Genomic DNA, 25587 nt, shown 5'->3' with positions numbered 1-25587 from the left:
GACGCTGATGGCGCATGCGCAACCCGTGCTGGTCGAACCCGCCGCGCTGGCGAAGCTGATCGACCACACCCTGCTGAAGCCGGAGGCCGGCGAGGCCGAGCTGCGCCGCTGGGCGGAGGAGGCGCGCGCGCACGGCTTCTGCTCCGTCTGCGTCAATCCGGTGAACGTGGCCTTCGTCGCCGGGTTGCTCCAGGGCAGCGGCGTCGCGACCTGTTCGGTGGTGGGCTTCCCGCTGGGTGCGAGCGCCAGCGCCGTGAAGGCGGCCGAGACCGCCCAGGCGGTGCGCGACGGCGCCGGCGAGATCGACATGGTCATCAATATCGGCGCGCTGCGCGACGGGCGGCTGGATGTGGTGCGCGACGACATCGCCGCCGTGCGCGCCGCCTGCCCGGGCCGGGTGCTGAAGGTCATCATCGAGACCTGCCTGCTGACCGAAGAGCAGAAGCGCATCGCCTGCCGCCTCTCGGTCGAGGCGGGCGCGGATTTCGTGAAGACCTCCACCGGCTTCTCCACCGGCGGCGCGACCGAGGCGGATATCGCCCTGATGCGCGCCGAGGTGGGGCCGGGGATCGGGGTGAAGGCCTCGGGCGGCGTGCGCACGCTGGCCCAGGCGCAGGCGATGATCGCCGCCGGGGCCAATCGCATCGGCGCGAGCTCGGGCGTGGCGCTGGTGTCCGGCGCGGCGCAGCCCGCCGCCACCGGCTACTGATGTGACAGTGTCAGAGCAGGACACGGGGAAGGAACAGCCATGATCAACCGTCGTCAATTCGGCGCACTCACCGCCGGCGGCCTGCTGGCCAGCTCGCTCATCCGCCCGGCCTGGGCGCAGGGCGCGGCCGTCGATGCCAGCAAGGTCTCGGGCGAGATCAACGCCCGCACCGCGCGCAAGAAGGTCATCGCGACCGTCGTCAAGGTCGACGGCATCGCCTGGTTCGACCGCATGCGCGAGGGCGTGAAGCAGTTCGGCGCCGATCAGGGCCACGACACCTGGATGGTGGGCCCGAGCCAGGCCGACGCCGCCGCCCAGGTGCAGCTGGTGGAGAGCCTGATCGCCCAGGGCGTGGACGCCATCTGCATCGTGCCCTTCTCGGTCGAGGCGGTGGAGCCGGTGCTGCAGAAGGCGCGCCGCCAGGGCATCGTGGTGATCTCGCACGAGGCCGCCGGGCTGCAGAACATCGACTACGACATCGAGGCCTTCGACAACCACGCCTATGGCGCCAAGCTGATGGAAGTGCTGGGCCAGCAGATGGGCGGCGAGGGCAAGTATGTCGCGACGGTCGGCAGCCTGACCTCGCAGTCGCAGATGGAATGGATCGACGGCGCCGTCGCCTACCAGAAGCAGCATTTCCCGCGCATGCAGGAGGCGACCCGCCGCATCGAGACCTATGACGATGCGACGACCGACTACAACAAGCTCAAGGAAGTGCTGACCGCCTATCCGGATTTGAAGGGCATCCTGGGCGCGCCGATGCCGACCTCGGCCGGCGCCGGCCGCCTGATCGCCGAGCGCCGCCTGGCCGGCAAGCTGTTCTTCAGCGGCACCGGGCTGGTCTCGGTCGCCGGGCAGTATCTGCGCAATGGCGACATCCAGTACATCCAGTTCTGGGATCCGGCGGTCGCCGGCTACGCCATGAACGTGATGGCGGTGATGGCGCTGGCCAAGAAGTCGATCGGTGCCGGCCTCGATCTCGGCCTCGCCGGCTACAACAAGCTGGAGACGCCGAACGCCCAGCGCCCGAACGTGCTGGCCGGCCAGGGCTGGGTCGGCGTGACCAAGGACAACATGTCCCAATACAATTTCTGACATTTCTTTCGGGCTGCCGCTCCCTGGTGGAGCGGCGGGACGCGGCACTCGGCCCCTGCGGCCATGGCTGCGTTCCGCCGTTTCAAGGGAGCGGTTGCCCTGACCGGCAGGGCCCAGGCGCCCGGCCCCCGTGCCGCGACTCCCGTCCCGGCCATGACCGGAAGCCGAAAGAAAGATGAGTGGACCGCTGATTGAGTTGCGCCACCTGGGCAAGAGCTTCGGGGCGGTGCATGCGCTGAAGGATGTCTCCCTGACCATCGGCCGGGGCGAGATCCATTGCCTGGCCGGGGAGAACGGCTCGGGCAAGTCGACGCTGATCAAGGTCATCTCCGGCGTCAACCAGCCGGATCGCGGCGAGATCCTGATCGACGGCCAGAAGATCGAGGGCATGACGCCGCGCGAGGCGATCGCCCGCGGCGTGCAGGTCATCTACCAGGATTTTTCCCTGTTCCCGAATCTGACGGTGGCCGAGAATCTGGCGCTGTCGACGGAGCTGCAGGCGGGCACCCGCATCGTCTCCTGGCGCCGGGTGCGCCGGATCGCCGAGGAGGCGACGCGCAAGCTCGGCGTCGCCCTCGACCTTGATGCGCTGGTGGAGACGCTGCCCACCGCCGGCAAGCAGCTGGTCGCCATCGCCCGCGCGCTGATGTCCGACCCGCGTCTGCTGATCATGGACGAGCCCACCACCGCCCTGACCGGGCGCGAGGTCGAGGCGCTGTTCCGTGTGGTGCGCGACATCCAGAGCCGCGGCATCGCCGTGCTGTTCGTCAGCCACAAGATGCGCGAGATGCTGGAGATCAGCGAGCGGCTGACCGTCATCCGCAGCGGCGAGGTGGTGGCGGCCGGGCCGATTGCCGAATTCGACGAGGCGAAGATCACCCGGGCCATGACCGGGCAGGAGATCGCCGCCGAGGGCTATCGCTGGGAGGGCCCTGCCGCCGCCGCGCCGCTGCTCGAGGTCGACGAGCTCAGCGTCCCCGGTCAGCTGGAGAAAATCTGCTTCCGGCTGATGCCGGGGGAGATCGTCGGCATTTCCGGCCTGCTCGGCTCCGGCCGGACCGAGCTGGCCCTGGCCCTGTTCGGCATGAAGCCGGGGCATGAGGGGCAGATCCGCATCGATGGCCGCGCCGCCCGGCTGCGCTCGGTGCAGGACGCCATCGCCGCCGGCATCGCCTATGTGCCCGAGGACCGGCTGACCGAGGGCCTGTTCCTCTCCGCCACCATCGACCGCAACATGCTGGCCACATCGCACCACCGGCTGAGCCGCTTCGGCGTGGTGCAATCCGGCCGCGCGGCGGGGGAGGCGGCCGGCATGATCGACGCCATGGCCATCGCCACCCCGACGGGCAACCGGCCGGTGACGGAGCTGTCCGGCGGCAATGCCCAGCGCGTGGTGATCGGCCGCTGGCTGCTGAACGAGCCGCGCATCCTCATCCTCAACGGCCCGACGGTCGGCGTCGATGTCGGCTCCAAGGCCGGCATCCACCGCAAGATCCGCGAACTGGCCCGCAATCACGGCCTGGGAGTGCTGATGATCTCCGACGACCTGCCGGAGCTGGTGGACAATTGCAACCGCATCCTGGTGCTGCACCGGGGCCGGCTGGTGGAGGAGGTGGACGCCGCCACCACCAGCGAGGCCGCGCTGAGCGACAAGCTGGGGGCGCTGCAATGAGCGGGTTGGCCAATGCGCTGCGCCGCCATCCGGAGCTGATGGTGGCCGCCGTGCTGGTGCTGGCGGTGGTGGTGATCGGCACCATCAACCCGGTCTTCTGGCAGCCCTCCAACCTGTTCAGCCTGATGCGCGCCAGCGTCATCACCGGCATCCTGGCGCTGGCCGTGCTGCTGGTCATGCTGTCGGGTGGCATCGACGTGTCGTTTCCGGCCTTCGCCATCGCGGCGATGTACCTGACCATCAAGGCGATGATCGCCTGGGGCTTCGACGGCGTCATCCTGCCCTTCCTGATGGCCAGCGGCATCGGCCTTGGCCTCGGCCTGGTGAATGCCGCCTTCGTGCATTACCTGCGCATGATCCCGCTGATCGTGACCCTCGGCACCGGCACGGCGGTGCGCGGCTTCATCCTGGGCGTGGTCGGCACCAGCCAGATCAATATCGGCCAGATGCCGCCGCAGCTCATCGATTTCGCCCGCGGCGAGTTCCTGCATGTGACCCAGGCGGATGGCAGCGTCGCCGGCCTGTCCTCGATGGTGCTGGTCTATGCCGGGCTGGCCATCGCCGTGCATCTGATGCTGCGCCACACCATGCTGGGCCGCGGCATCTACGCCATGGGCGGCGGGGTGGAGGCGGCGCGGCGCGTCGGCTTCAACATCCGCCGCACCACCTTCGTCATCTATGGCCTGGCCGGCGCCCTGGCGGGCTTCGCCGGGCTGCTGCACGGCGCCATGATCTGGACCGCCAATCCGCGCGACATGGTGGGGCTGGAGCTCGACGTCATCGCCGCCGTGGTGCTGGGCGGCGCCTCCATCTTCGGCGGGCGCGGCACGGTGATCGGCACCATGCTCGGCGTGCTGACGCTGGTGGTCATCACCAACAGCCTGATCATCCTGGGCGTCGACACCACCTGGCAGCGTGTGGTGGTGGGGCTGATCGTCATCGCGGCCACCGCGGTCACCGCCTGGCGCGACCGCAAGCGCCTGGCCTGAGGGAGGGAGAGAGCATGTCCGCACTCCTGCAGCGCCTGCGCCGCGCCGACACCAACCTGCTGCAGCTCCTGCTGCTGACGGTGCTGATCTTCGCCGGCATGGCGGCGCTGAACCCGGACCGGTTCCTGCGCCCCTATGTCTTCGAATCCATCACCTTCATCGCGCCGGAGCTGGGCCTGCTGGCCATCGCCATGATGGTGGCGATGCTGACCGGCGGCATCGACCTGTCCGTCATCGGCATCGCCAACCTCGCCTGCATCCTGGCCGGGCTGTTCTTCCACAGCGTCGGCGCGCCGCGCGGGCCGGAGCTGGTGAATTTGCCGCTGCCCATGGTGCTGGCCGGCATCGGCATTGCGCTCGGCGTCGGCCTGGTCGCCGGTGCCATCAACGGTTTCCTGATCGCGAAGCTGCGCGTCACCCCGATCCTGGCCACCATCGGCACCGGTCAGGTCTTCACCGGCCTCTGCCTGGTGCTGACCGGCGGGCCGGCGGTGGTGGGCTTCCCGGCGATCTGGGGGCAGATCGGCAATGGCACGGTGTTCGGCATCGCCGCGCCGCTGGTGGTGTTCGTAGTCGTCGCCGGGCTGGTCTGGTTCCTGCTGTCGCGCACCGCCTTCGGCATCAACCTGACGCTGATCGGCACCAACCCGAAGGCCGCCGTCTTCGCCGGGCTGCGCAGCGCCCGCACCGTCTTCCTCTCCTACATGCTGACCGGCGGCCTGGCCGCCATCGCCGGCATCCTGCTCTCCGGCCGCACCAATGCGGCGAAGTCGGATTACGGCACCTCCTATCTGCTGCAGGCGGTGCTGATCGCGGTGCTGGCCGGCACCAACCCGGCCGGCGGCAAGGGCTCGGTGCCCGGCATCGCCCTCGCTTTGGTGGCGCTGATGCTGCTCTCCTCCGGGCTGCAGATCATGCGCTTCAGCAACTTCCTGGTGGACCTGATCTGGGGCGGCTTCCTGCTGCTCTCCATCGCCCTCGCCGCCTGGCGCATGCGGAGAAGTTGAGATGGCCGTCACCGCCACCATCCCCCTGCACCCATCGCTCTGCGGCGAGGCCCCGCGGGAGGTCTTCGCCGCCGGCGAGCTGCACGCGACGCTGCACCGCTATCCGTCCGGCGTCTCGGCCCTGCGCCTGACCAATGCGCGCGGCCTGGTGGAGATCCTGCCCTGGATGGGCGGCATGATCTGGGCGGCGCGCTTCGATGGCGTCGACCTGACCATGGCCAGCGGCTTCGACATGCCGCGCCCGGCGAGTGTCATCGGCGGCACCTATGGCTGCTTCGCCTTCCATAGCGGCCTGCTGCGCAACGGCGTGCCGACGGCGGAGGATGACCACGCGCCGCATGGCGAATTCCCCTGCGCCGAGATGCAATCGGCCTGGCTGGAATGGGGCGAGGATGCGCAAGGCCCGTTCCTGCGTGCCGTCTCCGCCCGCGACCATGTCATGGGCTTCGGCCCGCATTACCTCGCCCAGCCCTCGGTCACGCTCCGCCCGGGGCAGAGCCTGTTCGACATCGGCCTCGCCGTGGAGAACCGCTCCGGCAAGCCGATGGAGCTGATGTATATGTGCCACGTCAACTTCGCCTTCGTGCCGGGGGCAGAGCTGCTGCAGGCCGCGCCCTACACGCCCGATCGCGTCGCCGTGCGCCGCGCCGTGCCGGCGCATGTCACGCCCAATCCGGACTATCTGGCGCTGATCGACGCGCTGGCCAGCGACCCGGCGCGCATGGCGAAGCTCGACGAGCCGCATCTCTACGACCCGGAGCAGGTCTTCTACCTGTCGGGCCTTGGCCGCGATGGCGAGGGCCGGACGCATCTGATGTTGCGGCGGCCGGAGGGCGATGGCTTCGCCCTCTCCTATGATCCGGCCGCGCTGCCGCATTGCGTGCGCTGGATCCTGAACGACCCGGACCAGAAGGTGGCCGCCTTCGCGCTGCCCTCCACCTGCCAGCCCGAGGGCTATGCGGCGGAGAAGCGCAAGGGCCATGTGCGCCTGCTGCCGCCGAAGGGCCGCGCGGACTTCGCCGTGCGCGCCGGCTATCTCGACCGGGACGCCGCCGCGCGGCTGGCCGGCACCATCTCATCCCTGGCTTGAACGGAGCGGCTTCGATGGGCGCGCGCATCGCCGTGGTCGGCAGCAACATGGTCGACCTGATCACCTATACCGACCGCCTGCCGGCGGCGGGCGAGACGCTCGCCGCTCCCTCCTTCAGCATGGGCCATGGCGGCAAGGGGGCGAACCAGGCCGTCGCCGCCGCCAAGCTCGGCGCCGATGTCATGCTGGTGACCCGCGTCGGCGACGATCTGTTCGGCGAGGGCACGCTGAAGAATTTCCGCGACCTCGGCATCGACACGCGGCATGCCCGCGCCGTGCCGGGCACGCAGAGCGGCGTGGCGCCGATCTTCGTCGAGCCCTCGGGCGAGAACCGCATCCTCATCGTCAAGGGCGCCAATGAGCATCTGCTGCCGGCCGATGTCGATGCGGCGGCCCAGGATCTGGCGGGCTGCGGGCTGATCCTGCTGCAGCTCGAGATCCCGCTGGAGACCATCTACCACACCATCGCCTGGGCGGCGCCGCGCGGCATTCCGGTGCTGCTGAACCCGGCGCCGGCGGTGCCGGAGCTCGACGTGTCGCGCATCCTGGGCGCCACCTTCCTGGCGCCGAACCAGACCGAGCTTTCCATCCTGACCGGCCTGCCGGCCGAGACGCGCGAACAGGCCGAGGCCGCGGCGCGCACGCTGGTGGCGCGCGGCGTCAAGCAGGTGATCGTGACGCTGGGCGGCGAGGGCGCGCTGCTGGTCACCGCGGATGGCCCGGCGCAGCATGTGCCGGCCGTGAAGGTGAAGCCGGTCGACACCAGCGGCGCCGGCGACGCCTTTCTCGGGGCCTTCGCGCAGCATTATGCCGCGCATGGCGACACCCTGGCCGCGATGCGCTGGGGCGCGCGCTACGCCGCCGATTCCATCACCCGCCAGGGCACGCAGAAGGCCTTCGCCGGCGCGGCCGAATTCGCCGCCTTCCGCCGCGCCCTGGGCGAGGAGTAGGCGGCTCGCCGGCCGGGCTCAGCCCCGGCCGGGCCGCGCCAGCCGCAGCGCCAGCAGCGCCATCAGCGAGAAGCCGAGCAGCACCGCCGGCAGCCCGGGCGCGATCTGCGCCGCCAGCAGGCCGATCACCGCGGCGGAGGTGGCGCCCAGCGCCATGTGCAGCGCGCCCAGCACGGCACTCGCCGTGCCGGCGGCCCCCTCCACCGCCAGCAGCGCCAGGCCGATGGCGGGGGGTGCCATGCAGCCCACCCCCGCCTGGGACAGCATGATCAGCGCGATGGCGGCCTCGCCGCCCAGCCGGCCGGCCAGCGCCAGGCCCAGCAGCGCCAGCGCCGATCCCAGCATCAGCGCGATGCCGAGCTGGATGCGCTGCGCCGGCCCCAGCCGCAGCCGCGGCGCCGCCAGCCCGCCGACCAGGAAGCCCAGCGCAAACAGGGCGGCGGCCAGGCTGATGCTGCCCGTGGCCCAGCCCAGATGGGTCTGGAACAGCGCCTGGGCCGCCGCCACCTCGGCATAGGCGCCGCCGATCGCGGCGCCGGAGGCCAGCGCATAGGCCAGGAAGGGGCGGCAGCGCAGCACCCGCGCATAACCCGCCAGGCTGTCGGCCAACCCGCCGCCGCGCTGCCGCGCATGGTGGCTCTCGGGCAGGGAGAGCAGCACGGCCAGCAGCGCCAGCGCGCCGGCGGCGGCACTCACCGCCAGCGCCGCGCGCCAGCCGAACCGCCCGGCGACCGCGCCGCCAATGGCCGGGGCCAGCCCCGGCATCACCGCCATGGCCAGCGTCAGCAGCGAGGTGACGCGCAGGAACAGCGCGCCCTCGAAGCGGTCGCGGGCGATGGCGCGCGGCAGGGCCAGCCCGGCGCTGGCGCCGAAGCCCTGCAGCAGCCGCGCCAGCAGCAGGGCGCCGCCGCTCTCGGCCAGCACCGCGCCGATGCCGGCCAGCACATAGAGCACCAGCCCCGCCAGCAGCACCGGCCGCCTGCCATGGCGGTCGGACATCGGCCCGACCACCAGCTGGCCGAGCCCGATGCCCAGCAGCAGGGCGGAGATGATCAGCCCGGCCTGCTCCAGCTCCAGCGACAGATCCGCCACCATGCGGGCCAGCGAGGGCACCACCAGATTGGTCGCCATCTGGCCGAGCCCGGTCAGCGCCATCAGCAGCAGCAGCATGCCGGCCGGCGCCGTGCCGGCGCCCGTCCTGGTGGAGATGCTCATTCTGTGTCCCTTGGTTCCGCGCGCGCGGTGGCGGCGGCCCGCCCAGCATCTCGACAGGCGCGATCCTGTCCAATAATGCTTGGCCGTATTGGGATAAGGCTAGCTTATGCAGGGGATCGAGCTGCGGCATCTGCGCTGCCTGGTGGCGATCGCCGAGGAGGGCAGCTTCAGCCGCGCCGCGCAGCGCCTGGGCACCACCCAGCCGGCGGTCAGCCAGCTGGTGAAGCGGCTGGAGGATGTGCTGGGCCAGCGCCTGCTGCATCGCGACCGCTTCGCCACCCGCCTGACCCCGCTGGGCGAGGAGGTGCTGCAGCAGGCGCGCGAGGCGGTGGCGGCGGTGGAGGGCGCGCTGGAGATGACCCGGCGCGGCCTGCGCGGCGAGGCCGGGCGGCTGCGCATCGGCCTCAGCGTGCCGACGCTGCATGGCGGCGCGCCGGCGCTGATCCGCCGCTACCGCGCCGCCCGCCCGGGCGTGACGGTGGAGATGTGCGTGCTGAGCAGCCCCGACCAGCCGGCCGCCCTGCGCGAGCGCCGCATCGACCTGGCCTTCGGCGGCGTGGTGCCGGAGACGCCGGATCTCGCCCGCCAGGTGCTGGCGGATGAGCCGATGCGGGCGCTGCTGCCCGCCTGGCACCCCATGGCCGGCGCGGCCTCCCTGCCGCTCACGGCCCTGCGCGAGGAGAGCTGGATCCTGCCCGCCGCGCCGATGCCGCTGCGCGAGGAGATCCTGCTGCATTGCCGCCTGGCCGGCTTCGCCCCGCGCGCGGTGGCGGAGGCGCCGGATTTCCTGGCCACCTGCGGCCTGGTGCTGGCCGGCGCCGGCATCGCGCTGGCCGCCGAGAGCGCGCGCAGCTTCGCCGGGCCCGAGTTGGCGCTGGTGCCGCTGCAAGGCGAGGCGCCGCGCCTGGTGCATGCCATGATCTGGCGCGCCGCCGACCGCTCGCCCCTGTTGCGCAACCTGGTGGCGCTGGCGGCCGAAGCCTGGGGCTGAGCGGCGCGGCTCAGGCGCGGATCAGCCCGGCCTCCGGCGCGATCGCCGCGCTGCCGGGGAAGGCGCGCTCCAGCGCCTCGGGCGGCAGGCGCAGATGGTCGCGCAGCAGCCCCTTGGCCAAAGCGCGCAGGTCGCGGCTCGGCTGCAGATCGCGTTTCTCGTAGAGCTGGCTCTCGGAAAGGCCCGGCCAGTCGGCCAGGACGCGCCCGCCGGCGATGGCGCCGCCGGCCAGGAAGGCGGCGCCGCCGGTGCCGTGATCGGTGCCGCCATTGCCGTTGATGCGGGCGGTGCGGCCGAATTCGGTCATCACCAGCACCGCCGTGCTTCCCCAGGCCTCGCCCAGATGGGCGCGCAGCGCGGCCAGGCCGTCATCCAGCTGGCCCAGCACCGGCAGCATGCGGCGCAGCTGGTCGGCATGGGTGTCCCAGCCGGTCATCTCCAGCGCGGCGACGCGCGGCCCGTCGGGTGCCGCCAGCAGCCGCCCGGCGGCCCCCGCCAGCGCGGCGAAGCCGCCGCCCGGCGGCGGCCCCTGAAGGATACCTTCGGCATAGCCACGGCCGCGCAACCCGTCGGCGACGGCCGGGCCGATCTCCGGATCGGCATGCAGCAGGTCGGCCATGCGCAGATACAGATCCGGCGCCGGCCGGGCCGGGCGCGGCGGCGCCCACATGCCGACGCGGCGCGGCCCGCGCATCAGCAGCGGCAGGTCGAGGCCGAGCGCCAGCGCCAGATCGGGCTGCGCCCCGCGCGGCGGCGGCAGCCCGGCCAGGGCCCGGTTCAGCCAGCCGGAGCTCAGCCGCTCGGGCGCGCCGCTCTCCAGCATGTCCTGCGCCTCGAAATGGCTGCGGTTGCGATAGGGGCCGGCCACCGCATGCACCGGCAGCAGCGCGCCCTCGCGGTAGAAGCCATGCATCGCCGCCAGCCGCGGATGCAGGCCGAAGAAGCCGCCGCAATCCAGCACCCCGCCCTCCTGCCCGGGCTCGGGCAGGGCGATGCCGCCGCGCGCGCTGGCGTAGCTGGCATCGCCATAGGGGGCGAGGGCGGTCATGCCGTCCATCGCGCCGCGCAGCAGCATGACGACCAGCCGCGCCTCGGGCGCCGGCAGGCCGGGGGCGGGGGTGGCGGCGACGGCCAGCCGCGCATGGCGGGTCGCCGCCAGGGCGGCGAGGCCGAGCAGCAGGCCGCGGCGGCCGATCGGGGGAAGGTGGCTCATCGGCGCTGGAACTCCGCGCTGGCGAACAACAGGGCCAGCCCCTCGCGCGGCGAGCCGGCGCGGCGCACCGCCTGCCGCGTCTCCTCGCCGGCCAGCGGGCCGAGGGCGGTCTCCAGCACCGCCATGGGCGGCAGACGCGCGAAGCGGCCGGCGATGTCGAAGGCCCAGTCCAGGCGCTGCATCACCGGCTCCGGCCCCAGCCAGGCGGCGGCGGTGTCGGGCCAGCCATTCGGCTGCGGCGCGTTCCACAGCGGCTGGTTCAGGGTGAAGCCGGCGCCATAGGCCGGGCGCGCCATGGCATCGCCCGGGGCGCCGCAGGCGCGACAGGCGGCGGTGATGTAGTCCTGCGGCGCGCGCAGCTTGGAAAGCGGCGGATCCCAGGCCGCCTCCAGACGCGGCAATTCGCGCGCGACGGCCTTCAGGTCGCCCTCCGTGTCGCGCAGCACGCCCTCGATGCGGGCGACCGCCTCGGGTGGCGGGTCGTCGGCGACGAAATGCCGCACCAGCTTCAGCGCCAGGTGGCGATGCGTCGCCGGATGCCCGGCCAGGAAGCGCAGCGCCGCCTCCGAGGCCTCCGGCCCTTCCGGCCAGCTGCGGCCCATCACGCGTTTCTCGCCCGGCTCGTGATTGCCAGGGCGAAACAGCGTGCCGAAGGGCTCGCGATTGCGCTCATAGCCCCAGCCGGTCAGCAGCCGGGCGAATTCGGTGACATCCTGCTGGCTGTAGCCGGCGGCGGGGGAGAGCGTGTGCAGCTCCAGGATTTCCCGCGCCAGATTCTCGTTCAGGCCGCGGCCGCTGCGCCGCCCCCAGGCGCTGTTCGGCCCGACCGAGGCATTCTGGTCGAGATAGCCGAGCATCGCCGGATGCCGCTCCACCGCCAGCAGCATCTCGGCGAAGCGCCCGGTCACATGCGGCCGGATCGCCTGCCGCAGATAGGGGCCGAGCACGGTGGAGACCGGATAGCCGGCGCGCTTGCTGACGGTGAAATGGTTGGCCCAGAAATCGACCAGCCGCTCGCGATAGGGCGTGTCGGTGTCGATGCGCCAGGCCAGCGCCGCGCGCGCCTCGGCCTGGAAATTCTCCTCGATCGGGTTGGGCTGGCCGGGGCCGGGCTGGCCGGCGGCATCCAGCTCGCGCCAGAGGCGGTAGCCATCGGCGATCTCGGGCGGCCGCTCCAGGCCCTGGGGCGGCGGTGGCGGCCGGTCCGGCGCGTCGAGCTGCGCGTCCAGCCAGGCGATGGGATCGTCAGGCAGGGGCTGATCCGGCCGGGGCCCGAGCCCGAAGCGGATCGCTGCCTGAAAGGCGCGCCTGTCCATGCCGCGAAGCCTAGCGCCGCGCGCGGCCGCGCCGTCCTGAACAAAGCGCCATGCGCATCACAAGCGGCGGCGCGGCGCCGGTTGCGCTCTGTCACAAGCGCGGCACCAGGGCGGGTTCCGGCCTCTGCCCCGATGGGCGGCGAAATCCAACCGGCCTAGCTTGCCGCCAAAGTCCCGAGGATTAGCCGATGCGCCCCTTCCGCCCTCCACGCCCCGCTTTGCGCGCGGGGCGGTTGCCCGCTCTGCTGCTCGGCCTGGCGCTGCCCTTCCTGGCGCCGGCCGCGATGGCGCAGGATATGCGTTTCCGCCCGCCGGGGCTGGAGAGCGATGCCGGCGCCTATGCGCGCGAGCTGCTGCGGCGCGGCCCGGCGGCGGCCAGCCCGCAGCTGCGCGCCCAGGCCGAGACCAGGGCGCGCGAGGCCGAGGCGCGCGGCGACTGGGCGGCGGCGGCGGCGGCCTGGGAGCAGCGGCTGGGCATGCCGCAGGCGAGCCCGGAGCAGTGGCTGGCGCTCGGCCGCGCCCAGCTCTCGCGCACCCCGCCCGAGCCGCAGCGGGCGCTGCAGGCGGCCTGGCGCAGCTTCACCCTCTCCGCCGCCGGCGAGCCCGAGGTGCCCGCCCTGGTGCTGATGGCGCTGGCCTTCCGCCAGCTCGACCAATGGGTGCAGACGGTGGCGGCGCTGGAAGCCGCGCAGCAGCGCGCGCCGCTCGACCAGAATGTGCGCGCCGCGCTCACCAATGCGCGGCGCGAGGCGGGGCTGCTGCTGCGCAACATCCGCACCGAGCCGGAGGCCGAGCCGGCGCGCGCCTGCCTCAGCTTCTACGGCACGCTGAACCGCGGCAATGAATACCAGCCGGGCGACTATCTGCGCGCCGACCCGCCGATCCCGAACCTGACGGTGACGCGCGAGGACGGCCAGATCTGCATCGCCGGCCTGCCCTGGGGCACCACCTCGCGGCTGACGCTGCGCGCCGGCCTGCCGGGCGAGGATGGGGTGCGGCTGCGGCAGGACACGCCGCTGGCCATCGCCATGCCGGACCGCCGGCCGCGCCTGGTGTTCGACGGCACCCGCTTCATCCTGCCGCGCGGCCAGGCGGCGCGGGTGGGCCTCGCCTCGATGAATGTGCGCGCGCTGAAGCTGCGGCTGGTGCGGGTGACGGAGCGCAACCTGCGCCCCTTCGCCGACTGGGCGCCGCGCGGCGACGCGCTGTCCGACTACATGGCGGAGCAGGTGCCGGAGCGCTGGGGCCGCACCGTCTGGGAAGGCCGCGCCGAGGTGCCGAATTTCCGCGCCAACGCGCTGAACCGCACCGTGCTGCCGCTGCCGGAGGAGATCAACAAGGCCGGGCCCGGCCTCTATGTGCTGCTGGCGGCCGAGGATACCGGGCCGGGGCAGCAGAATGGCGAGCGGCTGATCGCCGGCCTGCCGATCCTCAGCACCGATCTCGGCCTGACCGCCTGGCGCGGCGAGGAAGGCCTGGCGGCGCAGCTGCGCGGGCTGCAGGAGGCGGCGCCGCGCGCCGGGGTGCGCGTGGCGCTGCTCTCCCGCGCCAATGACATCCTGGCCGAGGCCGAGACGGATGCCGACGGGCTGGTGCGCTTCCCGGCGCCGCTGCTGCGCGGCACCGGCCCGATGGCGCCGGTCGCGCTGCATGCCGAGGCGGGGGACGATCTGGTGGCGCTCGACCTCGACGCCGCCGCCTTCGACCTGTCCGATCGCGGCGCCGAGGGGCTGCCGCAGCCCGGGCCGCTCGATTTGTTCCTGTGGCTCGACCGCGGCATCTACCGCCCCGGCGAGACGGTGCAGCTGAGCGGCCTGCTGCGCGACGCCGCCGGCGCCCCGCGCGACCTGCCGATCCGGCTGCAGCTGATGCGCCCGAACGGCCAGGTGGCGGCGGAGACGGTGGCGACGCGCGGGCCGGATGGCTCGCTCTCCTGGCCGGTGCCGCTTTCGGCCGGCGCGGCGGCCGGGCTCTGGTCGATCAACGCCCGGCTGGAGCCGGACCAGCCGCCGCTGGCGGTGCAGAGCTTCCGCGTCGAGGCCTTCGTGCCGGAGCGGCTGGCGGTGCAGTTCGGCCCCGCCCCCGGCCCGCTGCTGCTGAACCAGCCGCTGGCCATCCCCTATGAGGTCCGCTTCCTCTATGGCGCGCCCGGCGCCGGGCTGGAGGGTGAGGTGGAAGGCCAGCTCTCGGTCGACACCGCGCCCTTCGCCACCGACGCCGCCGATGGCACGCAGCGCCGCAGCCCGTGGGAGGGCTGGCGCTTCGGCCTGTCGGAGGAAGCCTTCAGCGGCGGCGCCATCCCCGGCGGCAGCGTCACCGCCGATGCCGATGGGCGCGGAAGCTTCGAGGCGCGGCTGGCGGAGCTGCCCGACACCTCGCGGCCGCTGCGCGCGCGCTTCTCGCTGAGCGTCGCCGACCCGAATGGCCGCGCCACCAGCAGCCAGGTCGAGGTGCCGGTGCGCGGCGCCAACCCCTATATCGCGATCCGCCCCGGCTTCCAGTATGGCAGCGTCGAGGCGAACAGCGAGGCCGGCTTCGATGTCGCCCTGGTCTCCCCCGAGGGCCAGGCGCTGTCCGGCCGGCTGCAGGCGCGGCTGGTGCGCGAGCGGCCGCAATGGCGCATCGTCACCCGCGGCGGCATGGCGCGCTACGAGACGGTCTGGCAGGACGAGCCGGTGGACAGCGCGACGCTGACCACGGCGCCCGACAAGCCGGGGCGCTTCGCCCGCACGCTGCCCTTCGGCCGCTACCGGCTGGAGGTGACGCAGCCCGGCGGGCTCGCCATCGCCGCGGTGCGCTTCCGCTCCGGCTGGGTCGGCTCGGACAGCCCGGAGGTGCCGGACAAGGTCGATGTCTCGGCCGACCGCGCCGCCTATCCGGATGGCGCCACGGCGCGCCTGCACATCCAGTCGCCCTTCGCCGGCCAGGCCAGCCTCGCGGTGCTGACCAACCGGCTGATCAGCCTGCGCAACATCCCGGTGCGCGAGGGTGCCAATGAGGTGGAACTGCCGGTCGACGCCGCCTGGGGTCCCGGCGCCTATGCCGCCGTCACCGTCTTCCGCCCCGGCGCGGCCGCCGATGGCCAGCCGCGCCGCGCGCTGGGCCTCGCCTGGGTGGCGCTGGACCCGGCGCCGCGGCGGCTCGGCGTCGCCATCGAGGCGCCCGAGAAGCTGCGGCCGCGCCAGCGCGCCGAGATCCCGCTGCGCATCACCGGCGCCGAGGGCATGGCGCATCTGACGCTGGCCGCGGTGGATGAAGGGGTGCTGCGGCTGACGCAGTTCCAGAGCCCCGACCCGGCGGCGCATTTCCTCGGCCGCCGGCGGCTGGGGACCGATCTGCGCGACGATTACGGAAGGCTGATCCCGCCGCCCGAGGGCGAGCTGGCGGCTTTGCGCCAGGGCGGCGATGGCGATGCGGCGGCCAGCGGCATCACCCCGCCGCAGCGTGTCGTGGCGCTGTTCTCCGGCGTGGTGGCGGTGGGCGCCGATGGCGTGGCGCGGGTGCCGCTCGACCTGCCGGAATTCAATGGCGAGATCCGGCTGATGGCGGTGGCCTGGGCCGGGCGGCGCGTGGGCTCGGCCAGCCGGCCGCTGCTGGTGCGCGACCCGGTGGTGGCCGAGGCGCTGCTGCCGCGCTTCCTGGCGCCGGGCGACAGCGCCCGCATGCCGCTGCTGCTGCACAATCTGGAGCTGCCGCGCGGCGAGGTGACGGCGGAGATCACGGTCGAGGGGCCGCTGGCGCTGGAGGGCAATGCCCGGCTCAGCGCCACGCTCGGCACCGGGGAGCGGGCCGACCCCGCCGCCACGCTGCGCAGCACCGGCGCCGGCGAGGGGGTGGTGCGGCTGGCGGTCACCGGCCCCGAGGGCTATCGCGCGACGCAGGAGAGCCGGATCACCATCCGCTCCTCCCGCCCGCGCGTCACCGAGGTGACGATCACCGAGCTGGCGCCGCGCGCCGAGGCGCGGCTGGCGCCGGACCTGTCGCGCTATGTGCCGGGCACGGCGGTGGCGCGGGCCAGCTGGGGCCAGCCGGTGCGCTATGATGCCGAGGCGCTGATGCGCGCGGCGCTGGAGTTCCCGCTCTGGTGCACCGAGCAATCGGCGACCAAGGCGCTGGCGCTGGCCGCCTGGCCGGCCGCCGAGGAGCGCGAGGTGAAGCTCGCCGCCGCGGTCGCGGCGCTGCTCGACAAGCAGCGCTGGGATGGCGGCTTCGGGCTGTGGAGCGCGCAGGGGGAGCTCGACCCCTGGGTCACGGCCTATGCGACCGAGGCGCTGCTGCGCGCCCGCGCCGCCGGGGCGACGGTCGCCGATGGCGCGCTGACCGCGGCGCTGAACCATCTGCAGCAGGCGGCGGAGGAGAGCCCGAGCTCGCCCGAGGAATATGCCGACCAGGCCTATCGGCTGCATGTGCTGGCGCTGGCCGGGCGCGGCCGGCCGGGGGCGACGCGCCGGCTGGCGCAGATGACGGACCGGCTGCCGACGCCGCTGTCGATGGCGCAGCTGGGCGCGGCGCTGGCGCGGATGGGCGATGTGCAACGGGCCGAGGCGGCCTTCGACGCGGCGCTGGAGAGCGGCGTGCGGCGGCGCTGGGCGCATGATTTCGGCACGCCGCTGCGCGACCTGCTGGCCGTTGCCCTGCTGATGCGGGAGAGCGGGCTGCGCGCCGAGCAGATGGCGCCGCTGCTGGCCAAGCTGCCGGCGGGGCCGGAGCTGTCGCCGGGCAGCACCTCGACCCAGGAGCAGGCCTGGGCGGTGCTGCTGGCGGCCTCGCTGGGGCGCGACGGGCGGCCGGCGCGCATCGCCATCGACGGGCAGGAGCGCCAGGGCAATCCGGTGCTGGGCCTGGCGGTGCCGGAGGCGGGGCTGACCGCGCGCAATGTGGCCGACCGCCCGGTGGTGCAGTCGGTCTCGGTGACCGGGCTGCCGGCGCAGCCGCTGCCGGCGGCGCGCCTGGGCATGCGGGTCAGCCGGCGCTTCCTGACCATGGAGGGGACGGATGTGAACCTGGACACGCTGCGCCAGGGCGACCGCTTCATCCTGCTGCTGGAGGCCCGGGCGGAGACCGGCGAGACGCATCGCGCGCTGCTGCAGCAGGGCCTGCCGGCCGGCTGGGAGGTGGAGACGCAGCTGCCCTCCGGCGCGGTGTCGGGCATGCCTTTCCTCGGTTCGCTGACGGCGCCGGACAGTGTGGCGGCGCTGGATGACCGGGTGGCGGTGGCGATGACGCTGACCGCCGGCGCGCCGCTGGCGCGGGTGGCGGTGGTGGTGCGGGCGGTGACGGCGGGCAGTTTCGAGCTGCCGGGCGCGCAGCTCGAGGACATGTATCGCCCGGGCGTGTTCGCGCGGCAGAACAGCGGCCGCCTGACCATCGCCCCGCGCTGAGATGCAGGGCGACGATGCCGGCGGGCAGCGCCCGCCGGCCCTGACGGAAAAAAGAAAAGGGGTCCGGGGAAAATTCATTTTCCCCGGCCTTCTTCTTGTTTTTATTTTATGCCTTTCTGCCCTTGCGTTGGATCGGTTGTTTCCGCCCGATTTGTCCCGCCTGGAGCAGGCGGCGGTTGTCGTCACCGACCGTTCCGGCCGCACGCTCTCCGCCCTGCCGGCCCCTGGCGGCGTCTGGCGGCTGGAGACGCGGGCACAGGACGTACCCCCGCATTTCATCGACCTGCTGATCGCCGCCGAGGATGCCCGGTTCCGCTGGCACCCCGGGGTGGACCCGCTGGCGATCGGCCGCGCGGCGCTGCAGTGGATCCGCGCCGGCCGGGTGGTCTCGGGCGGCTCGACCCTGTCGATGCAGGCGGCGCGGCTGCTGGAGCCGCGGCCGCGGAACCTGCGCGCCAAGCTGATCGAGGCGTTCCGCGCGCTGCAGCTGGAGGCGCGCCATGGCAAGCAGGGCGTGCTGCGCATCTGGCTGACGCTGGCGCCGATGGGCGGCAATCTGGAGGGGGTGCGGGCCGGCGCGCTGGCCTGGTTCGGCCAGGAGCCGCGCTATCTGGATCCGGCGCAATCGGCGCTGCTGGTGGCGATCCCGCGCCGGCCGGAGGCGCTACGCCCGGACCGCCACCCGCAGGCGGCGGAGATCGCGCGCGCCCGTCTGCTGCGCAGCCGCGCCGCCGGCGCGCCCGGCATCACCGCGGCCGACCATGCGCTACTGGCCGAGAGCCCGGTGCCCCGGCGCCGCCAGGCCATGCCGGCGCTGGCGCCGCATCTGTCGCGCGAGGCACGCCGGCAGGGCGAGACCTCCACGACATTGGATGCACCGCTGCAGCGCGCCGTGGAGGAGATGCTGGCCGAGGCGCGGCAGCGGCTGCCCGACCGGGCCTCGATCGCCGCGGTGGTGGCCGATCTGCGCACGCGCGAGATCCGCGCGCTGGATGGCGGCGCCTGGGGCGAGGAGGCGCGGGCCGGGGCGCTGGACCTGACGCGGGCGGTGCGCTCGCCGGGCTCGGCGCTGAAGCCGCTGCTCTATGCCCAGGCTTTCGAGGCCGGGCTGGCGCGGCCGGACACGCTGCTGGACGATGCGCCGCAGCGCTTCGGCAGCTATGCGCCGGAGAATTTCGACCATGGCTTCGCCGGCCGCATCAGCGTGGCCGATGCGCTGCGGCGTTCGCTGAACCTGCCGGCGGTGCTGCTGCTGGACCAGCTGGGCCCGCTGCGCTTCGCCACGCTGCTGAAGCGGGCCGGCGCGCCGCCGCGTTTCCCGCCGGTCGCGGAACCGACCCTGCCGCTGGCGCTGGGCGGGGTCGGGGTGACGCTGCGCGAGCTGGTGGGGGCCAGCGCGCTGCTGGGCGATGGCGGCCGCGCCGTGCCGCTGCGCTGGACGCCGGATGCGGCGGAGGAGGGCAGCATCGTGCTGGCGCCGGCCGCCGCGGCGCAGGTGGCGGCGATCCTGACGCGGCCTTTCCCGGGCGGCGGGCCGGCGGGTATCGCCTGGAAGACCGGCACCTCCTGGGGCGGGCGGGATGGCTGGGCCATCGGCTTCGACGGGGCGCATGTGGCGGGGGTGTGGGTCGGGCGGCCGGATGGCGCGCCGATCGTCGCCGGCAGCGGCGAGGCGAATGGCACGCATCTGGCCCTGCCGCTGCTGGCACGGATTTTTGCCCTGTTGCCGGCCTCGCCCCGGCCGGCGCCGCCCCTGGCGATCCGGCGGCCTTCCACCCTGGCGCAGGCGCCCTCGGCGGACCGGCTGCGGCTGGTCTTCCCGCCGGCCGGGGCGGAGCTGAACCAGGGGCCGATGCAGCTGCGCGCCGCCGGCGGGCAGCGGCCGCTGACCTTCCTGGTGGATGGCGCGCCGCTGGACAGCCAGGCGGCGCGGCGCGACACGCCCTGGGAGCCGCAGGGGCCGGGGATCTACCGCATCACCGTGCTGGATGCCGAGGGGGCCGCGGCCAGCGCGGCGGTGCGGGTGCGCTGAAGCTGGCTTAAGGCGCGGCCTGCTGCGCCAGGAAGGCCAGGATGTCGCGGCGGTCCTGCTCGGCGGCGACGCGCTGGATCATGCGGGTGCCGGGCACCTTCGTGGTGGGCGCGCCGAGGAAATCCTGCAGCACCTCCGGCGTCCAGGTCAGGCCCGAGGCCTTCAGCGCGGGGGAGTAGTTGTAGCCGGCGGCGCTGGCGGCGGCGCGGCCGACCACGCCCTGCAGCGAGGGGCCGACGCCATGGCGCGGCTGGAGCGCCTGGTGGCAGGCCTGGCACTGGCGCTGGAACAGGGTGCGGCCGCGGGCGGCGTCGCCCTCCTCGGCACCGGCGGTGGCGGGGGCGAGCAGCGCCGCGCCCAGCAGGGCGGCGGCGACAGGGAAGAAGCGCATCGGAGAGGTTCCGGGCAGGCAGGGCAGGCGGCCTGGCCGGGCGGCGGCGCCGCCCCGCCGGTCGTCCCGGGGGCGGCGCCTGCATGCCCCGGATGCGGGACGCGGGCAAGCCCCGCCCGCATCCGCAAGGCTCAGGCCAAGGCGGGCTCGGCGCTGGCCGACAGCTCCGCCCAGGCGGCGTCGAGGGCGCGGCCGAAGCGGGCGCAGAGCTCGGCGATCTCCGCCTCGGTGATGATCAGCGGCGGGGAGAAGGCGATGCGGTCGCCGATGGCGCGCAGGATCAGCCCCTCGGCCTCGGCCTTGCGCTGCACCAGCAGCGCGGCCTTTCGCGCGGCGGGGAAGGGGGTGCGGGTCGCCTTGTCGGCCATCAGCTCGACGCCGGCGATCAGGCCGACGCCGCGCACCTCGCCCACCATCGGGTGGCCGGCGAAGCCCGCGAGGCCGCCCAGGAAGGCGGGCGAGACGCGGCGCACATGGCCGAGGATGTCGCGCTCCTCATAGATCTTCAGCGTCTCGAGCGCGACGGCGCAGGCCACCGGATGGCCGCCATAGGTGTAGCCATGGCCGAGCACGCCGTTGCGCTCGCTGCCCTGCAGCAGCGCGTCATGGATGCGGTCGGAGATCAGCAGCGCCGAGATCGGCTGGTAGGAGGCGGAGAGCTGCTTGGCGCAGGAGAGCATGTCGGGCCGCATGCCGTAGGTCTCGCTGCCCCACATATTGCCGGTGCGGCCGAAGCCGCAGATCACCTCATCGGCCACCAGCAGGATGTCGTGCTTCTGCAGGATGGGCTGGATCGCCTCGAAATAGCCGCGCGGCGGCGTCAGCGCGCCGCCGCCGCCCTGCACCGGCTCGGCGAAGAAGGCAGCGATGGTGTCGGCGCCCTCGGCGGCGATCAGCGCCTCCAGCTCCGCCGCCATGCGGGCGGAAAACTGTTCCTCGCTCTCGCCCTCCTGGTGGCCGCGATAGTAGTTGGGGTTGCTGATGTGGTGGAAACGCCCGCCATAGGGCAGGTCGAAATCCGCATGCATGTGCGGCTGGCCGGAAAGCGAGGCGGAGGCCACGGTGTTGCCGTGATAGCCGCGCAGGCGGCCGATGATTTTCTTTTTGTGCGGCCGGCCGAGGACGTTGTTGTAGTACCAGATCAGCTTGATCGCGGCGTCGTTGCTCTCCGAGCCCGAGCACTGGAACAGCACATGGTTCAGCCCCGCCGGCGCCAGGCCGGCGAGGCGTTCCGCGAGTTCCGCCGAGGGGCCGTGACCGCGGCCATAGAAGGTGTGGTAATAGGGCAGCTTCAGCATCTGGCGATAGGCGGCCTCGGCCAGGCGCTTCTCCGAGAAGCCGAGGCTGGCGCACCACAGCCCGGCCATGCCCTCGATGTAGCGGCGGCCCTCGGTGTCGGTCACATACACGCCATCGCCTTCCGCCATCAGCAGCGGGCCATCGACGGCGAAGCCCTTCAGATCGGTCTGCTGATGGACCAGATGCGCCTTGTCGGCGTCATGGAGATGATTGGCGCGCATCCTGGCGGACCCCCTGCTGGCTGCTGCGTGAAGCGGCCAGCTTGGCCCTATGCGCTGCCTTGGCAAGCGGAATCTGCCCGGGCGTGGCGGCCCGCCCCGCCGGCAGGGCGGTGTGGCCCGCCCGTCTCCGCCTCGGTTGACGTCGCAGAGAGCAGGGTTGATCCGCGGCGCCGCGCCGCGTGACAATGGCATGGCACAGCCACCGGCAGGATCCGATGCGCGACTCGCTCCCCCTCCCGCCCGCCCGCCGCCCCGCGGCCGGCCATGCCGCGCGCGGCGAGGGCTGAGGTGGCGCGGAGCGGTGGCCATGCCCAAGGCCGCGCCGGACCGGCGCGGCGCAGAAGGCCGCCAAGGCCGCTTCCAGGACGAGGCTTCCCCATGATCCGCTTGCTCGCCGCGGCGCTGCTCGCGCTGCTCAGCCTCGGCGCCGCCCGCGCCGCCGAGATCAACCCCGCCGTGGTCTATGACATGGGCGGCAAGTTCGACCGCTCCTTCAACGAGGGCGTGCACAATGGCGCCCAGGCCTTCACCCGCGACAGCGGCGTTTCGGTGCGGGAGTTCGAGCCGCAGACCGACACCCAGCGGGAGCAGGCGCTGCGCAATTTCGCCCGCCGCGGCATGAACCCGATCATCGCGGTGGGCTTCAGCCAGGCCAGCGCGGTGCGCGCCGTGGCGGCCGAATTCCCGCAGCTGCGCTTCGTCATCATCGACGCGGTGGTCGAGGCGCCGAATGTCCAGTCGGTGCTGTTCCGCGAGGAGCAGGGCAGCTACCTGGCCGGCATGCTGGCGGCGATGAAGAGCGCGACGGGGCGCATCGGCTTCGTCGGCGGCATGGATGTGCCGCTGATCCGCAAATTCGCCTGCGGCTATGTGCAGGGCGCGCGCGCGGTCAATCCGCGCATCGAGGTGCTGCAGAACATGACCGGCTCCACCCCCTCCGCCTGGGCCGATCCGGTGCGCGGGGCGGAGCTCGCCCGCTCGCAGATCGAGCGCGGCGCCGATGTCATCTTCCAGGCCGCCGGCGCCACCGGCATGGGGGTGCTGCAGGCGGCGGCCGATGCCGGGCGCTTCGGCATCGGTGTCGATTCCAACCAGAACCACCTGCATCCGGGGCGGGTGCTGACCAGCATGGTCAAGCAGCTCGACGTCGCCACCCGCTCGGCGCTGGAGGCAGCGCGGCATGGCAGCCTGCAGCCCGGCACGCGGGTGCTCGGCATCGCCGAGGACGGGGTGGGGCTGGCCTTCGACCAGAACAACGCGTCGCTGGTGACGCGCGAGATGCGCGACCGCATCGACCAGGCGCGCGCCGACATCGTCGCCGGCCGGGTCAGCGTGCATGACTATATGAGCAGCAATTCCTGTCCCGATTGATGCCGCAGCAGGACAGCGTGCCGCCGGCCTTCGCGCTGCGCGGCATCGACAAGCGCTTCGGCGCGGTGCACGCCAATGTCGCGGTGGATCTCGACATCCATCGCGGCAGCATCCACGGCATCATCGGCGAGAACGGCGCCGGCAAGTCGACGCTGATGGCGATCCTGCACGGCTTCCACCAGGCCGATGCCGGGCGCATCCTGATCGATGGCCGCGAGGTCGCGATCCGCGACAGCCGCGACGCCATCCGCCTCGGCATCGAGATGGTGCACCAGCATTTCATGCTGGTGGAGCGCTTCACCGTGCTGGAGAACGTCATGCTGGGCGCCGAGGGCGGCGTGCTGCTGGCGCGGGGCGCGAAGCGGGCGCGGGAGGCGCTGCGGCGGCTCGGCGCCGATTATGGCCTGTCGGTCGACCCGGATGCGGTGGTGGGGGAGCTGCCGGTCGGCGCGCAGCAGCGCGTCGAGATCCTGAAGGCGCTGTATCGCGGCGCCGAGCTGCTGATCCTGGACGAGCCCACCGGCGTGCTGACGCCGCAGGAGGCGGAGGATCTGTTCCGCGTGCTGCGCGCCCTGCGCGACCAGGGCCGCACCGTGCTGCTGGTCACCCACAAGCTGCGCGAGATCATGGCGGTGACCGACCGCGTCTCGGTGATGCGGGGCGGGCGGATGGTGGCGCATCGCGACACCGCCGCGACCTCGCCGGCGGAGCTCGGCGAGCTGATGATCGGCCGCCGCCTGGCCGCGCCCGCGCCGCGCGCCGCCCGGCCGCCCGGCCCGGTGCTGCTGCAGGCCGAGGCGCTGTCGGTGCGCGACGCCGCCGGGGTGGAGCGGGTGAAGCGCGTCAGCCTTGCCTTGCGCGGCGGCGAGGTGCTGGGCATCGCCGGCATCGCCGGCAATGGCCAGAGCGAGCTGCTGGAGGCGCTCTCCGGCATGCGGGCGCCGAGCGGCGGGCGCATCCTGCTCGGCGGGCGGCCGGTGTTTCCGGGCCCCCGCTTCGGCGCCGCCGCGCTGCGCCGCCAGGGGCTGGCGCATGTGCCGGAGGACCGGCTGCGATCCGGCCTGCTGCGCCGCTGGAGCGCCGCCGACAACGCGCTGATCGGCCATCAGCGCGACCCGGCCTGGCGGCGCCTCGGCCTGCTCTCGCCGCGCGCCATCGCCGCGCATGCGGCGCGGCTGATGCATGATTACGATGTCCGCCCGCGCGTCACCTGGCTGCGCGCCGGGCTGTTCTCCGGCGGCAACCAGCAGAAGCTGGTGCTGGGGCGGGAGATGGAGCGCGACCCGGCGGTGCTGCTGGTCGGCCAGCCGACGCGCGGCGTCGACATTGGCGGCATCGACGCCATCCACCGGCGCATCCTGGCCTGCCGCGCGGCGGGCAAGGCGGTGCTGCTGGTCTCCGTGGAGCTGGAGGAGATCCTGGCCCTGGCCGACCGTATCCTGGTGATGTTCGATGGCCGCGCGATGGGCGAACTGCCCGTGGCCGAGGCCGATGAGCGCCGCCTCGGCCTGATGATGGCCGGACTGGCGGCGGAGGCGGCATGAGCGGGGCCCCTTCCTCGCCCGGCCTGCTGCCCCGCTGGGCCGAGCTGGCCCTGCTGCCGCTGCTGAACCTGGCGCTGGCGCTGGGCCTGGCCGCGCTGCTGGTCTGGGCGCTGGGCAGCGACCCCTGGGCGGCGCTGAAGGCGCTGGCGGTGGGCAGCCTCGGCTCGGCCGACGCGCTGGGCTACACCCTCTACTACGCCACCAACATGGCCTTCACCGGGCTTGCCGTCGCCGTCGCCTTCCAGGGCGGGCTGTTCAACATCGGGGCGGAGGGGCAGGCCTATCTGGGCGGGCTCGGCATCGCCCTGGTGGCGCTGAACCTGGGCGGGCTGCCGGCCTGGCTGCTGGTGCCGCTGGCCATCCTGGGCGGCGCGGGCTTCGGCGCGGCCTGGGGCGCCATTCCCGGCTGGCTGCAGGCGCGGCGCGGCAGCCACATCGTCATCACCACCATCATGTTCAATTTCCTGGCCGCGGCGCTGATGGTCTATCTGGTGGTGAACCTGCTGATCGCGCCCGGCTCCATGGCGCCGGAGACGCCGCGCTTCCCGCCGGCCGCCGACCTGCCCGGCCTTGCCGCCTTCGGCTTCCCCAGCTCCGCCCCGGTCAATCTGGCGCTGCCCCTGGCGCTGCTGGCGGCGCTCGGCGTCTGGCTGCTGGTCTGGCGCCGGCCCTGGGGCTTCGGCCTGCGCATGCTGGGCGAAAGCGCCGAGGTGGCGCGCTATGCCGGGCTCGACCAGGGGCGGGTGATCATCCAGGCCATGGCGCTGTCCGGCGCCCTGGCCGCCGGCGTCGCGGTGAACGAGCTGCTCGGCGCGCAGCACAAGCTGCTGCTGGCCTTCACCGGCGGCTATGGCTTCACCGGCATCGCCGTGGCGCTGATGGGGCGCAACCACCCGCTCGGCGTGCTGCTGGCGGCGCTGCTCTTCGGCGCGCTGACCCAGGGCGGCGCCGAGCTGGCCTTCGAGCTGCCCGAGGTGCCGGCCGAGATCGTCGTGCTGATCCAGGGGCTGGTCATCCTGCTGACCGGGGCGCTCGGCAACATGCTGCGCCAGCCTCTGGCGCGGCTGCTGCGGCCGCGCGCCTTGGCGGGGGGCTGAGCGC

The 25587-nt window shown here is 73.4% G+C and carries 18 protein-coding genes; 13 read left to right on the top strand and 5 right to left on the bottom strand.

The window, feature by feature from the left end; all coding sequences use genetic code 11:
- Positions 1-7 precede the first annotated feature (7 nt).
- From deoC to rbsK, 7 genes are all read left to right on the top strand, one after another.
- Entirely contained in the window at positions 8-709 is a 702-nt protein-coding gene (gene deoC, locus QE401_RS22620) for a deoxyribose-phosphate aldolase (protein WP_307140466.1), read from the top strand.
- Between the two features lie 39 nt (positions 710-748).
- Complete coding sequence (locus QE401_RS22615; protein WP_307140465.1) at positions 749-1804, top strand: autoinducer 2 ABC transporter substrate-binding protein; 1056 nt, start codon at positions 749-751, stop codon at positions 1802-1804.
- 175 nt (positions 1805-1979) lie between these two features.
- A complete protein-coding gene (locus tag QE401_RS22610; protein WP_307140464.1) occupies positions 1980-3476 on the top strand; it encodes a sugar ABC transporter ATP-binding protein in 1497 nt (498 codons plus the stop codon).
- The gene (locus tag QE401_RS22605) at positions 3473-4465 is read left to right on the top strand and encodes an ABC transporter permease (RefSeq protein WP_307140463.1); all 993 of its coding nucleotides are present in this window, start codon (positions 3473-3475) and stop codon (positions 4463-4465) included. Before QE401_RS22610 ends, QE401_RS22605 begins: the two co-directional genes overlap by 4 nt.
- Positions 4466-4479: 14 nt before the next feature.
- Entirely contained in the window at positions 4480-5472 is a 993-nt protein-coding gene (locus QE401_RS22600) for an ABC transporter permease (RefSeq protein ID WP_307140462.1), read from the top strand.
- Position 5473: 1 nt separating this feature from the next.
- Positions 5474-6562, top strand: a complete 1089-nt coding sequence (locus tag QE401_RS22595) for an aldose 1-epimerase family protein (RefSeq protein WP_307140461.1) — start codon at positions 5474-5476, stop codon at positions 6560-6562.
- Between the two features lie 14 nt (positions 6563-6576).
- On the top strand, positions 6577-7512 hold the full coding sequence (rbsK, locus tag QE401_RS22590; protein WP_307140460.1) for a ribokinase: 936 nt from the start codon (positions 6577-6579) through the stop codon (positions 7510-7512).
- Positions 7513-7530: 18 nt separating this feature from the next.
- Here the strand turns inward: rbsK and QE401_RS22585 are convergent, their stop codons facing one another.
- Positions 7531-8727, bottom strand: a complete 1197-nt coding sequence (locus QE401_RS22585; RefSeq protein WP_307140459.1) for an MFS transporter — start codon at positions 8725-8727, stop codon at positions 7531-7533.
- Positions 8728-8833: 106 nt separating this feature from the next.
- Between QE401_RS22585 and QE401_RS22580 the strand changes: the two genes are divergently transcribed.
- On the top strand, positions 8834-9718 hold the full coding sequence (locus QE401_RS22580; RefSeq protein ID WP_307140458.1) for a LysR family transcriptional regulator: 885 nt from the start codon (positions 8834-8836) through the stop codon (positions 9716-9718).
- Positions 9719-9728: 10 nt separating this feature from the next.
- Here QE401_RS22580 and QE401_RS22575 read toward each other — a convergent pair whose 3' ends face one another.
- Together QE401_RS22575 and QE401_RS22570 are read right to left on the bottom strand one after the other, a co-directional pair.
- Complete coding sequence (locus QE401_RS22575; RefSeq protein WP_307140457.1) at positions 9729-10931, bottom strand: DUF1501 domain-containing protein; 1203 nt, start codon at positions 10929-10931, stop codon at positions 9729-9731.
- Positions 10928-12247, bottom strand: a complete 1320-nt coding sequence (locus QE401_RS22570; RefSeq protein ID WP_307140456.1) for a DUF1800 domain-containing protein — start codon at positions 12245-12247, stop codon at positions 10928-10930. Before QE401_RS22570 ends, QE401_RS22575 begins: the two co-directional genes overlap by 4 nt.
- A 188-nt stretch (positions 12248-12435) precedes the next feature.
- Between QE401_RS22570 and QE401_RS22565 the strand changes: the two genes are divergently transcribed.
- Complete coding sequence (locus tag QE401_RS22565) at positions 12436-17628, top strand: alpha-2-macroglobulin family protein (RefSeq protein ID WP_307140455.1); 5193 nt, start codon at positions 12436-12438, stop codon at positions 17626-17628.
- Between the two features lie 151 nt (positions 17629-17779).
- A complete protein-coding gene (gene pbpC, locus QE401_RS22560; protein ID WP_307140454.1) occupies positions 17780-19660 on the top strand; it encodes a penicillin-binding protein 1C in 1881 nt (626 codons plus the stop codon).
- 7 nt (positions 19661-19667) lie between these two features.
- On the opposite strand, the gene QE401_RS22555 is transcribed toward pbpC, so the two are convergent.
- Positions 19668-20051 carry a c-type cytochrome gene (locus QE401_RS22555; protein ID WP_307140453.1) on the bottom strand — a complete coding sequence of 128 codons (384 nt, stop codon included), beginning with the start codon at positions 20049-20051 and terminating at the stop codon, positions 19668-19670.
- A gap of 131 nt (positions 20052-20182) precedes the next feature.
- The gene (locus QE401_RS22550; protein WP_307140452.1) at positions 20183-21571 is read right to left on the bottom strand and encodes an aminotransferase; all 1389 of its coding nucleotides are present in this window, start codon (positions 21569-21571) and stop codon (positions 20183-20185) included.
- A 378-nt stretch (positions 21572-21949) separates the two neighbouring features.
- Here QE401_RS22550 and QE401_RS22545 point away from each other — a divergent pair, with 378 nt between their 5' ends.
- From QE401_RS22545 to QE401_RS22535, 3 genes are read left to right on the top strand one after another with little or no spacing between them, the layout of a single operon-like run.
- Positions 21950-22942: a BMP family lipoprotein gene (locus QE401_RS22545; protein ID WP_307140451.1), complete on the top strand. Its 993-nt coding sequence runs from the start codon at positions 21950-21952 to the stop codon at positions 22940-22942.
- The gene (locus QE401_RS22540; protein WP_307140450.1) at positions 22942-24486 is read left to right on the top strand and encodes an ABC transporter ATP-binding protein; all 1545 of its coding nucleotides are present in this window, start codon (positions 22942-22944) and stop codon (positions 24484-24486) included. The genes QE401_RS22545 and QE401_RS22540 overlap by 1 nt, the downstream gene beginning before the upstream one ends.
- Positions 24483-25583, top strand: a complete 1101-nt coding sequence (locus QE401_RS22535; RefSeq protein ID WP_307140449.1) for an ABC transporter permease — start codon at positions 24483-24485, stop codon at positions 25581-25583. The genes QE401_RS22540 and QE401_RS22535 overlap by 4 nt, the downstream gene beginning before the upstream one ends.
- The last annotated feature ends 4 nt before the right edge of the window (positions 25584-25587 follow it).

It is taken from the genome of Pseudoroseomonas cervicalis, from assembly GCF_030818485.1.
GTDB lineage: Bacteria > Pseudomonadota > Alphaproteobacteria > Acetobacterales > Acetobacteraceae > Pseudoroseomonas > Pseudoroseomonas cervicalis_A.
Note: the sequence above shows the minus strand (reverse complement) of the source record. Positions and strands in the feature narration are given on the sequence as shown.

Excerpts from the sequence above, each read along its gene's own strand:
- QE401_RS22540 (WP_307140450.1), top strand. The coding sequence starts at position 22,942 with ATGCCGCAGCAGGACAGCGTGCCGCCGGCCTTCGCGCTGCGCGGCATC.
- deoC (WP_307140466.1), top strand. The coding sequence starts at position 8 with ATGGCGCATGCGCAACCCGTGCTGGTCGAACCCGCCGCGCTGGCGAAG.
- QE401_RS22580 (WP_307140458.1), top strand. The coding sequence starts at position 8,834 with ATGCAGGGGATCGAGCTGCGGCATCTGCGCTGCCTGGTGGCGATCGCC.
- QE401_RS22565 (WP_307140455.1), top strand. The coding sequence starts at position 12,436 with ATGCGCCCCTTCCGCCCTCCACGCCCCGCTTTGCGCGCGGGGCGGTTG.
- QE401_RS22570 (WP_307140456.1), bottom strand. The coding sequence starts at position 12,247 with ATGGACAGGCGCGCCTTTCAGGCAGCGATCCGCTTCGGGCTCGGGCCC.
- QE401_RS22545 (WP_307140451.1), top strand. The coding sequence starts at position 21,950 with ATGATCCGCTTGCTCGCCGCGGCGCTGCTCGCGCTGCTCAGCCTCGGC.
- QE401_RS22585 (WP_307140459.1), bottom strand. The coding sequence starts at position 8,727 with ATGAGCATCTCCACCAGGACGGGCGCCGGCACGGCGCCGGCCGGCATG.
- QE401_RS22610 (WP_307140464.1), top strand. The coding sequence starts at position 1,980 with ATGAGTGGACCGCTGATTGAGTTGCGCCACCTGGGCAAGAGCTTCGGG.
- QE401_RS22555 (WP_307140453.1), bottom strand. The coding sequence starts at position 20,051 with ATGCGCTTCTTCCCTGTCGCCGCCGCCCTGCTGGGCGCGGCGCTGCTC.
- QE401_RS22615 (WP_307140465.1), top strand. The coding sequence starts at position 749 with ATGATCAACCGTCGTCAATTCGGCGCACTCACCGCCGGCGGCCTGCTG.
- QE401_RS22605 (WP_307140463.1), top strand. The coding sequence starts at position 3,473 with ATGAGCGGGTTGGCCAATGCGCTGCGCCGCCATCCGGAGCTGATGGTG.
- QE401_RS22575 (WP_307140457.1), bottom strand. The coding sequence starts at position 10,931 with ATGAGCCACCTTCCCCCGATCGGCCGCCGCGGCCTGCTGCTCGGCCTC.
- rbsK (WP_307140460.1), top strand. The coding sequence starts at position 6,577 with ATGGGCGCGCGCATCGCCGTGGTCGGCAGCAACATGGTCGACCTGATC.
- QE401_RS22550 (WP_307140452.1), bottom strand. The coding sequence starts at position 21,571 with ATGCGCGCCAATCATCTCCATGACGCCGACAAGGCGCATCTGGTCCAT.
- QE401_RS22535 (WP_307140449.1), top strand. The coding sequence starts at position 24,483 with ATGAGCGGGGCCCCTTCCTCGCCCGGCCTGCTGCCCCGCTGGGCCGAG.
- QE401_RS22600 (WP_307140462.1), top strand. The coding sequence starts at position 4,480 with ATGTCCGCACTCCTGCAGCGCCTGCGCCGCGCCGACACCAACCTGCTG.
- QE401_RS22595 (WP_307140461.1), top strand. The coding sequence starts at position 5,474 with ATGGCCGTCACCGCCACCATCCCCCTGCACCCATCGCTCTGCGGCGAG.